This is a genomic window from Lysinibacillus parviboronicapiens (genome assembly GCF_003049605.2).
GTDB classification, from domain to species: Bacteria; Bacillota; Bacilli; order Bacillales_A; family Planococcaceae; genus Lysinibacillus; species Lysinibacillus parviboronicapiens.
In genome coordinates this window covers 25,946-40,829 of the sequence record NZ_CP073713.1, presented here as the reverse complement: position 1 = coordinate 40,829, position 14,884 = coordinate 25,946, and the positions used below count along the sequence as shown (strand labels likewise).

At 38.4% G+C, this 14,884-nt stretch carries 15 protein-coding genes and 1 other annotated feature; of the genes, 2 read left to right on the top strand and 13 right to left on the bottom strand.

From position 1 onward, the window contains the following. Nucleotides 1-132 precede the first annotated feature (132 nt). The 9 genes from C9J31_RS23455 to C9J31_RS00125 form a co-directional block, all read right to left on the bottom strand. Entirely contained in the window at nucleotides 133-276 is a 144-nt protein-coding gene (locus C9J31_RS23455; RefSeq protein ID WP_238602234.1) for a methyl-accepting chemotaxis protein, read from the bottom strand. Nucleotides 277-495: 219 nt separating this feature from the next. Continuing rightward, nucleotides 496-1,026: an LOG family protein gene (locus C9J31_RS00160; protein WP_107951674.1), complete on the bottom strand. Its 531-nt coding sequence runs from the start codon at nucleotides 1,024-1,026 to the stop codon at nucleotides 496-498. Between the two features lie 264 nt (nucleotides 1,027-1,290). Further along, nucleotides 1,291-1,959, bottom strand: coding sequence for a deoxynucleoside kinase (locus C9J31_RS00155; protein ID WP_054768649.1), 669 nt, complete (start codon nucleotides 1,957-1,959; stop codon nucleotides 1,291-1,293). Beyond that, on the bottom strand, nucleotides 1,956-2,594 hold the full coding sequence (locus C9J31_RS00150; protein ID WP_107951675.1) for a deoxynucleoside kinase: 639 nt from the start codon (nucleotides 2,592-2,594) through the stop codon (nucleotides 1,956-1,958). Before C9J31_RS00150 ends, C9J31_RS00155 begins: the two co-directional genes overlap by 4 nt. A 150-nt stretch (nucleotides 2,595-2,744) precedes the next feature. After that, nucleotides 2,745-5,156: a heavy metal translocating P-type ATPase gene (locus C9J31_RS00145; RefSeq protein ID WP_107951676.1), complete on the bottom strand. Its 2,412-nt coding sequence runs from the start codon at nucleotides 5,154-5,156 to the stop codon at nucleotides 2,745-2,747. 81 nt (nucleotides 5,157-5,237) lie between these two features. Continuing rightward, on the bottom strand, nucleotides 5,238-5,444 hold the full coding sequence (copZ, locus tag C9J31_RS00140; RefSeq protein ID WP_107951677.1) for a copper chaperone CopZ: 207 nt from the start codon (nucleotides 5,442-5,444) through the stop codon (nucleotides 5,238-5,240). An 89-nt stretch (nucleotides 5,445-5,533) separates the two neighbouring features. After that, on the bottom strand, nucleotides 5,534-5,866 hold the full coding sequence (locus C9J31_RS00135; RefSeq protein WP_107951678.1) for a metal-sensitive transcriptional regulator: 333 nt from the start codon (nucleotides 5,864-5,866) through the stop codon (nucleotides 5,534-5,536). Between the two features lie 85 nt (nucleotides 5,867-5,951). Next, nucleotides 5,952-6,899, bottom strand: coding sequence for a cation diffusion facilitator family transporter (locus tag C9J31_RS00130; RefSeq protein ID WP_107951679.1), 948 nt, complete (start codon nucleotides 6,897-6,899; stop codon nucleotides 5,952-5,954). Nucleotides 6,900-6,966: 67 nt separating this feature from the next. Continuing rightward, nucleotides 6,967-7,308 (bottom strand): ArsR/SmtB family transcription factor, encoded by a 342-nt coding sequence (locus C9J31_RS00125; RefSeq protein WP_107926798.1) that lies wholly within the window; start codon nucleotides 7,306-7,308, stop codon nucleotides 6,967-6,969. A 201-nt stretch (nucleotides 7,309-7,509) separates the two neighbouring features. Between C9J31_RS00125 and tadA the strand changes: the two genes are divergently transcribed. Next, on the top strand, nucleotides 7,510-8,025 hold the full coding sequence (gene tadA, locus C9J31_RS00120) for a tRNA adenosine(34) deaminase TadA (protein WP_193767211.1): 516 nt from the start codon (nucleotides 7,510-7,512) through the stop codon (nucleotides 8,023-8,025). A 328-nt stretch (nucleotides 8,026-8,353) separates the two neighbouring features. Here tadA and serS read toward each other — a convergent pair whose 3' ends face one another. The 3 genes from serS to pdxS all read right to left on the bottom strand — a co-directional run bounded on the left by serS (nucleotide 8,354) and on the right by pdxS (nucleotide 11,423). After that, nucleotides 8,354-9,634, bottom strand: a complete 1,281-nt coding sequence (serS, locus tag C9J31_RS00115) for a serine--tRNA ligase (protein ID WP_211634928.1) — start codon at nucleotides 9,632-9,634, stop codon at nucleotides 8,354-8,356. 74 nt (nucleotides 9,635-9,708) lie between these two features. Further along, nucleotides 9,709-9,924, bottom strand: a binding site (T-box leader). Between the two features lie 49 nt (nucleotides 9,925-9,973). Next, the gene (gene pdxT / locus C9J31_RS00110) at nucleotides 9,974-10,537 is read right to left on the bottom strand and encodes a pyridoxal 5'-phosphate synthase glutaminase subunit PdxT (RefSeq protein WP_107951692.1); all 564 of its coding nucleotides are present in this window, start codon (nucleotides 10,535-10,537) and stop codon (nucleotides 9,974-9,976) included. A 1-nt stretch (nucleotide 10,538) separates the two neighbouring features. Further along, nucleotides 10,539-11,423: a pyridoxal 5'-phosphate synthase lyase subunit PdxS gene (pdxS, locus tag C9J31_RS00105; RefSeq protein WP_054768653.1), complete on the bottom strand. Its 885-nt coding sequence runs from the start codon at nucleotides 11,421-11,423 to the stop codon at nucleotides 10,539-10,541. A 105-nt stretch (nucleotides 11,424-11,528) separates the two neighbouring features. Here pdxS and pdxR point away from each other — a divergent pair, with 105 nt between their 5' ends. After that, nucleotides 11,529-12,956, top strand: a complete 1,428-nt coding sequence (gene pdxR, locus C9J31_RS00100; protein ID WP_107951693.1) for a MocR-like pyridoxine biosynthesis transcription factor PdxR — start codon at nucleotides 11,529-11,531, stop codon at nucleotides 12,954-12,956. 71 nt (nucleotides 12,957-13,027) lie between these two features. Here pdxR and asnB read toward each other — a convergent pair whose 3' ends face one another. Further along, nucleotides 13,028-14,866 carry an asparagine synthase (glutamine-hydrolyzing) gene (gene asnB / locus C9J31_RS00095; protein ID WP_107951694.1) on the bottom strand — a complete coding sequence of 613 codons (1,839 nt, stop codon included), beginning with the start codon at nucleotides 14,864-14,866 and terminating at the stop codon, nucleotides 13,028-13,030. Nucleotides 14,867-14,884 lie beyond the last annotated feature (18 nt).

Genomic DNA, 14,884 nt, shown 5'->3' with positions numbered 1-14,884 from the left:
TGTTTTCTCAACTTTTTCAGCTATGCGTGTAATACTTTCTGTGACCTGTCCAATTTCACGTACGATACCCTCAACATTATCTTCACTTCCGAGATAGATTGCTCAACCCTTACTGAAAGCTTTCTAACCTCTTTATCTACAACATGAAAAACCTCGCCCATATTCGAAAGCTCTTGCCGCTTTAATTGCTGCATTTAATGCCAGGAAATTGGTTTGAGAAGCACTGTCTTGAATAGTTTTGACTATACCTTTAATGGATTCAGCCTGATTTTGCAACTGGGCAAGATTCCTCAGATTTTTGTGAAACTTGGCGTATTGTTTCTAGCAAACCCTCACTATTTTTATGCCATTGCATCCATCTCAATCATTCATTTTTTGACAAATTTCCCTTTATGTACATTCGCGATTTTCATTATAATCTAACTTAGCGTGGAAACATCATAAGCTTTAATAATTATTTTTGCACAAAAAAACATGAGCAATATTTGCCCATGTCTATTCAATAATAGCCAATACTTCTTGTGGTGTCGTTGCTACCCGAATAAGTGACTTTTGCTCTGTACGGATAAATCCTTCCTCTAACATTCTATTAAAATGTTGTAGAATTGCATCATAAAAGCCATTCACATTATATAAAATAACGGGTTTTTCATGGAGTCCAATTTGTGCCCAAGTAAACACTTCAAAATATTCGTCCATTGTACCACCTCCACCTGGCAAAGCTATAAAGGCATCTGCTAATTCTACCATTTTTGCTTTACGAACATGCATGGTCTCTACGAAATGTATTTCTGTCAAAGAGGCATGAGCGACTTCTCGCTTCTGTAAATGAGTCGGCATTACACCAATTACTTCCCCACCCGCTGTTAGTACCGCATCTGCCACTTTTCCCATTAATCCTGTTTTTGAACCTCCATATACAACACCATGTCCATTTTCTGCTAATACAATTCCTAACTCTGTTGCCTTCTCTGCATAAATTGGGTTAGTGCCTAATCCAGAGCCGCAATATACCGCTATTCTCATCATCATTCCTCCTACTACAAAAGACGTGGAACAATAGGCTTCTTATTGTCGCACGTCTTTTGCTCATGTTATTTTCTTAAAACATTTACTCTTGCTATTATCTCCGAAAGCCAAGCTTATTTTACATAATTTTTACGTAAATCATCTGTTTATGGCTACCACTTCATTGTCGCACAGAACGCAAATTTTTGTTGGTTCTCCATCAGAGATTCGTATTCTACTTTATATAACTGGCTTATTTGTGCCTGCTACTCTAAGAGACTCTTATTTACGTAAATGACTTGTTTGTTTTAGCATATGACTGATGCGGCTCACAATTGATTCAATTGCGTCCGGATTTTTCAATAAATCATAATCATTAATATCTAATCGAAGCACTGGGCATGAATTAAAATTATTAATCCAACCTTCGTAGCGTTCATGCATCTCAATCCAATAATCATTTGGCGTTTGTTGCTCCATCTCACGACCACGCTCTTGTATACGACCTATTACATCATCAATAGGTCCCTCTAAATAAACAAGTAAATCTGGGTGTGGGAAGTATGGCGTCAGCACCATTGCTTCGAATAAATTTGTATACGTCTCATAATCAGTCGGATTCATCGTTCCTTTATCGAAGTGCATCTTTGCAAAAATCCCTGTATCTTCATAGATTGACCGATCTTGGATAAAACCGCCACCATATTCAAAAATACGTTTTTGTTCCTTAAAACGTTCAGCGAGGAAGTACACTTGAAGATGAAAGCTCCATTTTTCAAAGTCCTCATAAAATTTATCTAAATACGGATTTGTATCCACCTTTTCAAAAGAAGTACGGAAGTTTAATGCCTCCGCTAGCGCCTTCGTCATAGTTGATTTTCCAACGCCAACTGTACCGGCGATTGTGATAACCGTATGTGGTGGAATATCGTATTTTTCTCTCAAATTCATTGTTGCAAGCTCCTTTGTTGTAACGTATCCTTAATTATTTTTAGAATATATTGTAAATCACTAGGGTTTTTCACGAAGTCTAGCTGATCACCGTTAAAGCGAATAACAGGAATTTGTGGATGCTTCTTCTCAAAATGCTCAATAAAAGAATGATAATCTGCCACTAGCTGCTCCATATATTCACGTGAAATCATTTTTTCAAATTCACGACCACGCTGTGCAATTCGTTTCATTAATGTATCAACACTCGCATATAAATAAACGACCATGTTTGGGACTGGCATGTCCTTCGTCAAAATTTGATAGATTTCTTCGTATTTATCATACTCAGTAGGTGGTAACGTACGTTTAGCAAATATTAGATTTTTAAAGATATGATAGTCTGCCACAACAGGGGTATCATTTGCTAAACGAAATTTTTTTATATCCGTTAATTGCTTATAACGATTACATAGAAAAAACATTTCCGTCTGGAAGCTCCATTCCTCAATGTCTTCATAAAACTTATTTAAAAAGGGGTTTTCGTCTACTATTTCTTTTAATAGATGGTAATTAAATGTCGCCGCAATCTCTTTTGACAAAGAGGTTTTACCAACACCAATCGGACCTTCTACCGTAACAAATGGGACCGTCACTAGAAGCTCCTCCTTTACATGCTATGAATAAAGTTAAAATTAATCAGTGCCTTTCATTGTATCATAGTGAGAAAGTGAAAAACAGAATCAACATATACCGCAATTACAATAGACAGTAAAAAAGCCCACCGAAGTGGGCCGGATTCATCACTATAATTTTACTCGCTGTAAACGTAAAGCATTTAAGACAACTGATACTGAACTAAAAGCCATAGCTGCACCAGCAACCCATGGTGCCAGTAGTCCAATTGCTGCAATTGGGATACCTAGCGTATTGTAAGCAAAAGCCCAGAATAAGTTTTGTTTAATATTACGCATTGTCTTACGACTCATAATAATGGCATCAGCAATACTGTTTAAGTCACCTCGAATTAGTGTAATATCCGCTGCTTCCATAGCTACATCTGTACCTGTTCCAATTGCCATCCCAATATTGGCTATTGCAAGTGCGGGCGCATCATTAATACCATCACCGACCATCGCCACCTTTTTACCAGCAGCTTGTAGTTTTTTCACCTCTTCTGCTTTACCTTCAGGTAGCACCTCAGCAATAACATCATCGACTCCAACTTCTGCACCGATTGCTTTTGCTGTACGTTCATTGTCACCCGTCATCATCATGACTGTAATACCCATGTTTTGTAAACGACGAACAGCTTCTTTCGATGTATCTTTAACAGTATCTGCAACTGCTACTAGACCAGCATAGTGTCCATTAATGGCTGCTAACATTGCTGTTTTACCGTTCTCTTCTAATACTTCCATTGCTGGGAGAACTTCTTCTATATCGATGCCATATTGTTTCATTAATTTACGTGTCCCAATAATAACTCCCTGACCTGATACAGTCGCTTGAACGCCATAGCCAGGAACTGCTTCAAAAAATTGTACATCTCCAAGCTCAATGTTACGATCTACAATTCCCTGTACAATGGCTTCTGCCAGTGGATGCTCAGATTGTTTTTCTGCTGCACCAATCAACGCTAAGAATTGTTCTTCGTTTTGATTTGCTGCTACCATAACATCCGTTAGTACCGGTTTACCATGTGTAACTGTACCCGTTTTATCGACAACTACTGTATCAATGCTTTGGGTTTGCTCTAGATGCTCGCCACCTTTAAATAAAATACCAAATTCAGCTGCGCGACCTGATCCTGCCATTATAGATGTTGGTGTTGCTAAACCAAGCGCACATGGACAAGCGATAACCAGTACGGCAATTAATACTTCAAGTGCAGGTGTAACTTCACCTGGTTGAACCCAAATAATCCAAATGAGGAACGTTACAATCGCAATACCAACAACGATCGGTACAAATATGCCCGAAATTCGGTCTGCTAAACGTTGAATTGGTGCTTTTGAACCCTGCGCATCTTCAACAACTTTAATAATTTGTGCAAGTGCTGTGTCACGGCCAACCTTTGTGGCTAACATTTTTATAAAACCATTCTTATTAATTGTTGAACCGAATAGTAGTTCACCTTGCTTTTTATCAACAGGTAAACTTTCCCCGGTTAACATGGATTCATCCACAGCTGTTGTCCCCTCTAATACTTCACCATCTACTGGGATTTTTTCACCTGGTTTAACTAAAATGATGTCACCAATTACCACTTCTTCTAAAGGAACTTCTTTTTCAACTCCGTCGCGCACGACAATTGCCGTTTTTGCCTGAAGGCCCATTAATTTTTTAATAGCTTCAGATGAACGACCTTTGGCTTTTGCTTCAAATAATTTACCTAAAAGAATTAAGGTAATTAATACAGCACTTGTTTCAAAATATAAATGTGGCCCATGATGTGAACCTGCTGTCACAATAGCCTGATAAACACTGTAAAAATAGGCTGCTGATGTCCCCATCACTACAAGTACGTCCATATTGGCACTACCATTACGTAATGCTTTATATGCACCAACATAAAATTGTTTTCCTATCATAAATTGAACTGGAGTTGCTAGCACCATCTGCACCCATGGATTCATTAGCAATTCTGGAACATATAAAAATGAAGTAAATGAAAAATGTCCTACCATCGTCCAAAGTAATGGAAGCGATAGAATCGCCGATAAAATAAATTTGTGTTGCTGTTGCTTAATGGCTTTTTCACGATGATCTGCCGTTTCTTGGTCATCCGCTTTTTGGTGTGCAACATATCCTAATTTCTCTACTTTTGCAATAATATCTGTAACTGCAACTTCAGATGGATTAAATTCAACTGTTGCTTTTTCAAGTGCCAAGTTAACATTCGCAAATGATACACCTTCAAGCTTATTTATGCCTTTTTCTATACGTGTTGCACAAGCTGCACATGTCATACCGGTTATATCTAATTCTGTTTTTTGTTTTACGACGCCGTAACCAAGCGCTTCAATTTTCTTTTGGAAATCTCCCTCAGATAGCTTCGTTGGATTATATTTAATAGATGACTTTTCAAGCGCTAAATTAACCGTTGCTTGCTCAACGCCCTCCATTTTATTCAAACCTTTTTCTATACGCGTTGCACAGGCTGCACACGTCATACCTGTAATTTGTAGATTGGCTTCTTTCAATTCAGAACTCATGTACTTTTCCACCTCTCTCCTATACCGACGGGGGGTATATAAAATTGAAAATAAGAGAGTGCTACTTGAGCACTCGCTTTTTTACTTTACCTCATAGCCTTGATCATCAATCGCTTCTTTGATTTGTTCAAGCGTTACTTGTGTTTCATTGAAAGATACATCTACTAAACCTTCTGCTAAGTTTACTTTTACTTGTTCTACACCAGCTAGAGTTCCAATACCCTTTTCCACTGAGTTTACACAGTGGCCACATGACATTCCTTGCACATTTAATGTTACGTTTTGCATAAAAAATCTCTCCTTTTATAGGTGTAATATTTTAGTTGAAAAACTGTTAATTTCTCAAACATTATGGTTTAAATCATCTATAAAATCTTTTATTTTTTCATTAATTTTTGAATGGTCACTATTAATTCATCTAACACTGCTTCATCACCATCTGACAGACGATCTACAACACAACCTTTTAAATGACCTTCTAATAAAATCTTCGCTACACTGTTTAAAGCCGACTGCGTAGCAGATAATTGCGTAATAATATCATCACAGTAAACGTCTTTTTCAACCATGCCTTTAATGCCTCGTATTTGACCCTCGACTCGATTTAAACGAGTAGTCAAATCTTTTTTGACACGCTCAGGGTGATGACTTTTTCGACACGACGCCCCTTCCGCTGTATGACAAGCATCTTCTTTCACTGTGTCCTCCATCATATTCACCTCCTATTTCACAATTATCATACCATACCCAACAGGGGTATGCAAAGCAGAAAGATTTAGTACAAAAAGTCCTTTGTTAATGGTGATGATCCGATTGTTCATTTTTTATCTTGCATAAAATTGAATCATCATGTTTATGTGCTGCTGTCTCCAACTGTATCGTTACATGTTTTATTCCCTTATGCTCAAGATTATGTTCAATTTCACGTAATATATGCTCACTGTCCGCGATTTTTAGCTGAGCATCCACAACAGCATGGCAAGAAAGTGCATTTGTTCCACTCGTAATTGTCCAAATATGTAAATCATGGATACTTTGGACACCTCCAGTTCGCTCAATTGTTTGAATAATTTCCTCTACATCAACATTTGAAGGCGTTCCTTCCATTAGAACATGAATAGCAGCCTTTGTTACATAGTAACCGCTTCTTAGAACTAATAATGCGACAATTACACTTGCCAGTGGATCAGCCCAACCCCAACCAAAAAACATAATTAATAATGCAGCTATAATTGCTCCTACAGAACCAAGCATATCACTTAGAACATGTAAAAAGGCGCCACGCATATTTAAATTGTCCTCTGTATCACCGCCACGCATCATAATCCATGCAACTAATATATTAATTGCTAAACCAATGACGCTAATAATAAGCATGCCCGTAGTTGCTACTTCAGGTGGATTTGCAAAACGTTCAATTGCTTCATAGAAAATAAATAAAGCAATCAAAATCAATGTAACGCCATTTAACACTGCAGCCAAAATTTCGAAGCGTTTATAACCGTATGTTTTACTATAGCTAGCTGCTTTTTCTCCAAACATAAAAGCGAGGAGTGCTATTGCTAACGAGATGGAATCACTCAACATATGACCAGCATCCGATAAGAGTGCCAGACTATTTGTTAAATAGCCTCCTATCGCTTCAATAACCATATAACTCGTTATAATTATAAATGACAGTAATAATACTTTTTTATTTGCGCCATGTGTATGGTCATGGCCATGGTCGTGATTATGCCCCATGTCTATCCCTCCATTATTTATTTTCGTCTTAGTCAATATGATTTGCGCCTCTGCTAATAAAGATTATCTAGTTGTGCGTAGCGTGTTCAATTGCTTGCTTCAATAAATTCATAATGTGATCATCGTCTTTTGAGTAATATAACGAAGTGCCCTCTCTTCTAAATTTCACTAATCGTAAATTTTTTAAAAAGCGTAGTTGATGGGACACTGTTGATTGGCTCAGGTCTAAAATTTCAGCTATGTCGTTAACCGCATGTTCGTCTGTACATAATAAGTTTAAAATACGTATTCTCGTAGGATCACTTAACGCTTTAAACGTTTGAGACACAACAAATAATGTCTCTTCGTCTAAATGTTGTTCCTTCTCAAATTGTACTTCTGCATTGTTCTTTTTAATTTCTTCAGTCATTTATACTATCCCCCCCAAAAACAATATTTATATATGAGCATGTGTTCATATATAAATATAAATGGTTATTTAAGGAATGTCAATTTAAAAAGAAAGAAATGGAAATCTACTCAAAATACGGATTCCACAATAGGTTATTTCTTATTCAATTTGAAAATAAATTTAAACGCATGATACACTTACTTTTAAGGAGAGATACTAGTGGATATTTTTGAAACAGATCGCACATTTATGCGAAGTGCCTTAGAAGAAGCAAAAAAAGCGGCTATGCTTGGAGAAGTACCAATAGGAGCCGTACTTGTATACGATGGAAAAATTATTGCACGTGCCCATAATTTGCGTGAAACAACTCAAAATGCGACAACTCATGCTGAATTAATGGTGATTCAAGAGGCATGTGAAAAAATAGGTAGCTGGCGTCTAGAAGAAACAACTCTTTACGTTACACTTGAACCTTGCCCTATGTGTGCAGGCGCTATCTTACAGTCTCGCGTACCTCGTGTTGTGTATGGTGCAAGAGATATGAAAGCGGGCTGTGTAGATTCCCTCTATCGCCTATTAAATGATGCTCGCTTTAACCATGAGTGTGAAGTGACAGAAGGTATTTTAGCTGAGGAATGCGGCCAAATTTTAACAGAATTTTTCCGTGCATTACGTGAACGAAAAAAGGCTGAGAAAAAGGCACGAAAAGAAATTGAACGCCAAAAATCGGAATAAATAAAAACAGCCAAAAACTCTGAAGTAGCTATAACTAAGTGATAGATTAAAAGAGTTCCTGGCTGTTTTTTGTTATGAGAAAAGCATTATATAGGTTTAAATCAAACTATTGCTTCTTGTTGGACGATGTTATTAAATTGATTCAAATAAAAAATATCTTAAAAGAACATTATTAACACAAAAAACTACTTTAGGTAACTCCGAAATAAGCACACTAAAGTAGTTGTTGTATCACTTGTGAAGTTATTACTTCTTTTCGCCCATCTATACTCCTTTGCTTATTACACTGCTCTCAAACTGGAGTGTGAGCTGTTCCTTGCCACTGACATTATTTAGGGGCAATAATGTCTTTTCCGCCCATATATGGTCTTAACACTTCTGGCATTACTACGCTTCCGTCAGCTTGTTGATAGTTTTCTAAAATCGCTGCTACGGTACGACCAATTGCCAGACCTGAACCGTTTAATGTGTGTACAAACTCTGGTTTTGCATTTGGCTCACGACGGAATCGAATATTTGCACGACGCGCTTGGAAATCCTCAAAGTTTGAGCAAGAAGAGATTTCACGGTACATATTTTGTGCTGGAATCCATACTTCTAAATCATATTTTTTCGCAGCTGTGAAGCCTAAATCAGCAGTACACATTTTTAATTTACGATATGGTAAGCCTAATAATTGCAATACCTTCTCAGCATGACCTGTTAATAGCTCTAGTTGATCATAAGATTCCTCTGGTTTTACAAAACGCACTAATTCCACTTTGTTAAATTGGTGCTGACGAATTAAACCACGAGTATCACGCCCTGCAGAGCCCGCTTCTGAACGGAAGCAAGCACTGTAAGCTGCAAAGCCCTGTGGTAAAGCTTCAATAGGGAGAATCTCATCTCTGTAGAAATTTGTCACTGGCACTTCAGCTGTTGGAATCATGAAATAATCTGTGTTATCTAATTTGAAGACATCCTCTTCAAATTTAGGGAGTTGCCCTGTACCTGTTAAGCTATCACGATTTACAATGACAGGTGGTAGCATTTCTTCATAACCATGCTCTTCTGCATGTAAATCCATCATAAAGCTCATTAATGCACGTTCCAAGCGAGCGCCAAGTCCACGATAGAATAAGAATCGGCTACCCGTTACTTTTGCGCCGCGTTCAAAGTCTACAATTTGAAGATCTGTAGCAATGTCCCAGTGTGCTTTAATTTCAAAATCAAAAGTTGGTACTTCGCCCCATTTTAATACTTCAACATTGTCATCTTCTGTTGTCCCTACAGGCACAGATTCGTGCGGAACATTTGGTAAGCGCATCATCATATCTTTGAAGCGATCTTCTACATCATTTAACTGTATGTCTAGCTCTTTAATTTCGTCGCCTACCTGACGCATACGTGCAATTACTGCATCTGCATTTTCTTTGTTACGCTTCATCACAGAAATTTGCTCAGATACTTTATTACGTTCAGCTTTAAGTTCTTCTGTTTTAGCGATTAACTCACGACGTTTCGCGTCTAAGCCATCAAAGTCGTCTAAATTTCCTAAATCTTCATTACGTGTTAACAACATTTCTTTAATTTCCGCGAAATTGTCGCGGACGCGTTTAATATCTAACATAGTTCATACCTCCAGTAGATTAATAATGATGGGAGTAGGTTTTATAAATGAACACAAAAAAGCCCTCATCCCATGAAAGGGACGAGAGCTACCCGCGTTGCCACCCTAATTGATTAGACATTTGCCTAATCCACTTATTTCATAACGGCATTTCAACCGGCGACAGCCTACTTTACTCACTTCGACTGCGCAACTCCAGGACGGATTCACAAGTGCTTTTATCAGCTTCCACCAACCGCTGACTCTCTAAAAAAAACGTGCTTGCTACTATTTCCCATCATCGTGTTCAGTTATTTAAATTTTAACCATACTGTACTATATGAAACGATATTTTGCAAGTCACACCATAGATGTCACAAAATATTCGAGGATACGTGAATCCGTCGTTAATTCTGGATGGAATGAGCACCCTAGTAGATGACCATCACGAGCTAACACGATTTTCCCATCATACTGTGCTAGAATTTCAATACCTTTGCCAACCGATACAATATGCGGTGCACGAATAAATACTGCTGATATTGCGTCACCGATTGTAGGAATATCAAGTTTAATCTCAAAGCTATCTACCTGACGTCCATAAGAATTGCGCTCCACCACTACATCCATCACACCTAAATGCGGTTCATAATCAATTACTTCTTTTGCCAACAAAATGAGTCCCGCACAAGTACCAAACATCGGCAAACCTTGTTGCGCAAGTACACTGATTGGTGCAAGAAGCTCATAACGATTTAGTAACTTCCTCATCGTTGTACTTTCTCCACCAGGCAATATAAGCGCATCCAGCTCTGCTAAATCCTTTACATGTTTTACTAATACAGCTTCACAACTAAGTGCCTCTAACATTTGTACATGCTCTCTTACCGCACCCTGTAAGGCTAATATACCAATCTTTTTCATCTTACCAGCCTCGTTCTTGCATACGTTCATTCAGACTTAACTGTGCAATATCAATACCTTTCATCGGTACGCCAAGTTCTTTGGAAATGTCCGCAATTATCTTATAATCCTTGTAATGTGTTGTAGCTTCTACAATGGCACGTGCAAATTTTTCTGGATTTTCGGATTTAAAAATACCTGAGCCAACAAATACTCCATCTGCCCCTAACTCCATCATCAACGCCGCATCCGCTGGTGTAGCAACACCTCCAGCTGCAAAGTTAACGACTGGTAAGCGACCAATTCTTTTAATTTCTCGTAATAACTCAAATGGCGCTCCAAGTAATTTAGCTTCTGTCATTAATTCGTCCTCTGTCATACCTACGACTTTTCGCACCTGTGCATTTACCTTACGAATATGTCGTACTGCCTCTACAATATTCCCTGTACCAGGCTCACCCTTCGTACGTAGCATTGAAGCGCCTTCTCCAATTCGACGTGCCGCTTCCCCTAAATCACGACAACCACAAACAAAAGGCACTGTATAATCACTCTTTAATAAATGGTATTCCTCATCTGCTGGTGTTAACACTTCACTCTCGTCAATATAATCAACACCCATCGCTTCTAACACACGTGCTTCTACAATATGACCAATACGCGCCTTTGCCATCACAGGAATTGAGACCGCTCCCATTACTTCTTCTACGATGCGTGGATCGGCCATCCGGGCAACACCACCCGCCTTACGTATATCTGATGGTACTCGCTCTAAAGCCATAACAGCTACAGCACCCGCCGCCTCAGCGATTTTTGCCTGCTCAGCATTAATAACGTCCATGATGACACCACCCTTTTGCATTTCAGCCATGCCACGTTTTACTAACTCTGTCCCAGTTTGTTTCATTTTCTAAAACCTCCACCTTCATGATGAAATTTAGTATAATAGAAATTGACCATATAAAAATATTCAGTTTATAAAATAATCATAAGGTCAGGTGAATTATTGAACATGGACATGTTATTATTTGAACTTGAAAAAGATGGCGGTAAACCGCTCTACGATCAGCTTTATAGTGGTATAAAAGAAGCCATTATTACGAAAAAAATTGCCGTCGGTGAAAAATTGCCGTCGAAACGAAAATTGGCAGATTTTTTAAATATTTCTCAAACAACAATTGAAATTGCCTATGCTCAACTGCTTGCTGAAGGCTATATTATGTCAAAATCACGGGTTGGTTATTTTGTAGAGGAAATTGACGACCTCCCGTATATTCAACCAGATACAACAGCTTTCATAAACGAACAACCCAAGAAAAAATCCTTTAACATTGATTTTAATCCTGGTTCTATTGATATTGATGCCTTTCCCTTCCAAACATGGCGTAAATACGCAAGAGATCTTTTTGATGATGCTTCAAAAGAATTATTATTAACAGGGGAGCCCCAAGGAGAACCAGCATTACGGACAGAAATTGCGAATTATTTATACCAATCCCGTGGGGTTGTTTGTAGTCCAGGGCAAATTGTCATTGGCTCTGGTACAGAGCAGCTTCTCCCAATGATTTTACGTCTCTTTTGCGAAGATACTTGCTTTGCACTTGAAAATCCGGGTTATCCTACAGTGCATCGTATGTTTTCACAATATAAGCGTAAGGTTTTACCAATTGCTGTCGATGATGAAGGGATCGTAATTCATGCACTCGAAAAAACAAGTGCGGATGTTGTTTATATAACACCCTCTCACCAATTTCCAACAGGCGCTGTATTATCTGCCACAAGACGAGCACAAGCTTTGAATTGGGCTGCGCAGAGCCCTTCTCGTTATATTATCGAGGATGATTATGACTCTGAATTTCGCTATACCGGAAAACCTATTCCTGCCCTTCAAGCGTTAGATCGTAACGATAAAGTTATCTATATGAGTACCTTTACAAAATCTTTAATGCCTTCCTTACGTGTTGCTTATTTTGTGCTGCCACCAAAATTGCTTGCTACTTATAACGATGTTTTTAACTACTATTCATCAACCGTGCCAAGATTCGATCAGCATATCGTAGCAAATTTTATGCGCGATGGTCATTTTTCTAAGCATTTAAACCGCATGCGGAAAGTGTACCGAAAAAAGCATGATAAGTTAACTACTATTTTAGAAAACTATTCCTCACAAGTTAAGATAACAGGGGAACAGGCCGGAATGCATGTCCTACTCAACGTTCAACATCCTTTATCAGAACAACAATTACAGCAGCATGCCAACAATGCAGGGATTGGTATCTATCCTTTATCGGATTATCGCCTGGATGGACTCTTGTCTACACAAGCACAGTTTTTACTAGGCTTTGGTGGTATCCCCGTTCATCAGATTGAAGCTTCAATTGAGAGACTAATGGATTGCTGGAATATACCAAAAATTACTTTAATGGCAGATAATCACTAACTAAGATGCCTTAATATAAAAGAAAACAACCATCTATCTCGCTTTATAAGCGAATGGATGGTTGTTGCTTTTTAAGATTCCTTCAGTTGAATATTATAATGCTCAAACCATACATGTATCTGCCCTAAATAGGCAAGTAACTGAGGACCTGCCATTAATTGTCCGTACCAAGGAACCTTAAAGGTTTTGCCTCCTGTTTCAATAAGCTCTGATAATTTTTGTCGTTCAAATAATTCATGTAATATAGAATTTTTATCGCTCAATATATCTCTCAACCATTTTTGAACACCAGTTGTATACACAGGATGATAGGTTTTCGGATAGGGGTTCTTTTTTCGATATAACACTTCCTCAGGCAATAAATGTTCCATTGCTTTTCGAAGTAATCCCTTTTCCTTGCCATCTAAATTCTTCATTTCCCAAGGAATATTCCATGCATATTCTACAAGACGATGATCTGCAAACGGTACACGCACTTCCAGACTCGCACCCATACTCATACGGTCTTTCCGTTCGAGCAATGTTTGCATAAACCAAACCATGTTTAAATAAAACATCTCACGTCGCTTTGACGCCTCAATGCTTTCCCCATCTAGGTGTGGTACTTCGCCAATTGTTTGTGCATATACTTGCTGTGCATAGGATTCGACAGATAACTTTTTACGCCATTCCTCTCGCAACATGGCCGTTCTTTCAGGTAATGATCGTATCCATGGAAAACCTTCAGTACTCTCTGTAAACCATGGATAGCCACCGAAAATTTCATCCGCACATTCACCTGATAACGCGACAGTAAAATCTTTTTTAATTTCCCTGCAAAACCATAACAACGAGGAATCTACATCAGCCATACCTGGTGAATCTCTTACAATTACTGCTTCTACTAATAAAGCAATTAACTGTTGTTGTGAAATTTCTTCTGCATGGTGGGTTGTATCAAATGTTTCTTTCATTTTTTGAATCCAATATGTGTCCGTTGACACTTGAAAAGAATGCGGATTAAAGAAGCGTTCATTGTCCTCATAGTCAATTGAGTACGTATGAAGGTTGCCTTTATTTTGTTGTTGGAACGTATTTGCGGCAATACCTGTAATTATACTTGAGTCTAAGCCACCTGAAAGAAAAGTACAAATGGGTACATCTGATATAAGCTGACGTTCAATTGCATCCGTTAGTAAAAAACGTACTTGATCAATAGTATCTTCTAGCGATTCCTCATGTTTTTTGCTTTGCAACTGCCAATACTGCCATATGCGTACTCCCTCTCTTGAAAAGCGCATAGCATATCCGGGGCGCAATTCATTAATATTGTGGAACAATGACTTCCCTGGTGTTCTTGATGGTCCTACAGCCATAATATTGGCTAGCCCCTCCGTATTAACGATTGGTTGAACCGTTGGGTGTGCCAATAATGCCTTCACTTCTGACGCAAACAGCAAACCACCCTGCTGCTCCGTATAATACAACGGTTTTACACCTAAGCGATCCCGGCATAAAAAAAGTGATTGTGCTTTTTCATCCCACACACCAAAAGCAAATATCCCATTTAAATAATCTACACATTGCTCTTGCCATTCTATATAAGCAGTTAAAAGTACTTCAGTATCTGAATGTGTTGTGAAAATATGCCCTCTCTTTTGCAACTCTTTGCGAATTTCCTCTGTATTAAATAGCTCGCCATTATATGTAATGACATAGTTTACACCATCGTGTATTTTTTTCATCGGCTGCTTCCCACCGATTAAATCTATAACCGCTAACCGTCGATGGCCAAATGCAACATGTTGACTACACCAAGTATTTTCATCATCTGGTCCTCTTTTATTTAACGTTTGCGTCATAGACTTCAATATTTGATCACTATTACGCAAATCCTTTTGAAAGCTAGCCCACCCTGTAATGCCACACATTTAGCCACATCCTTTCGA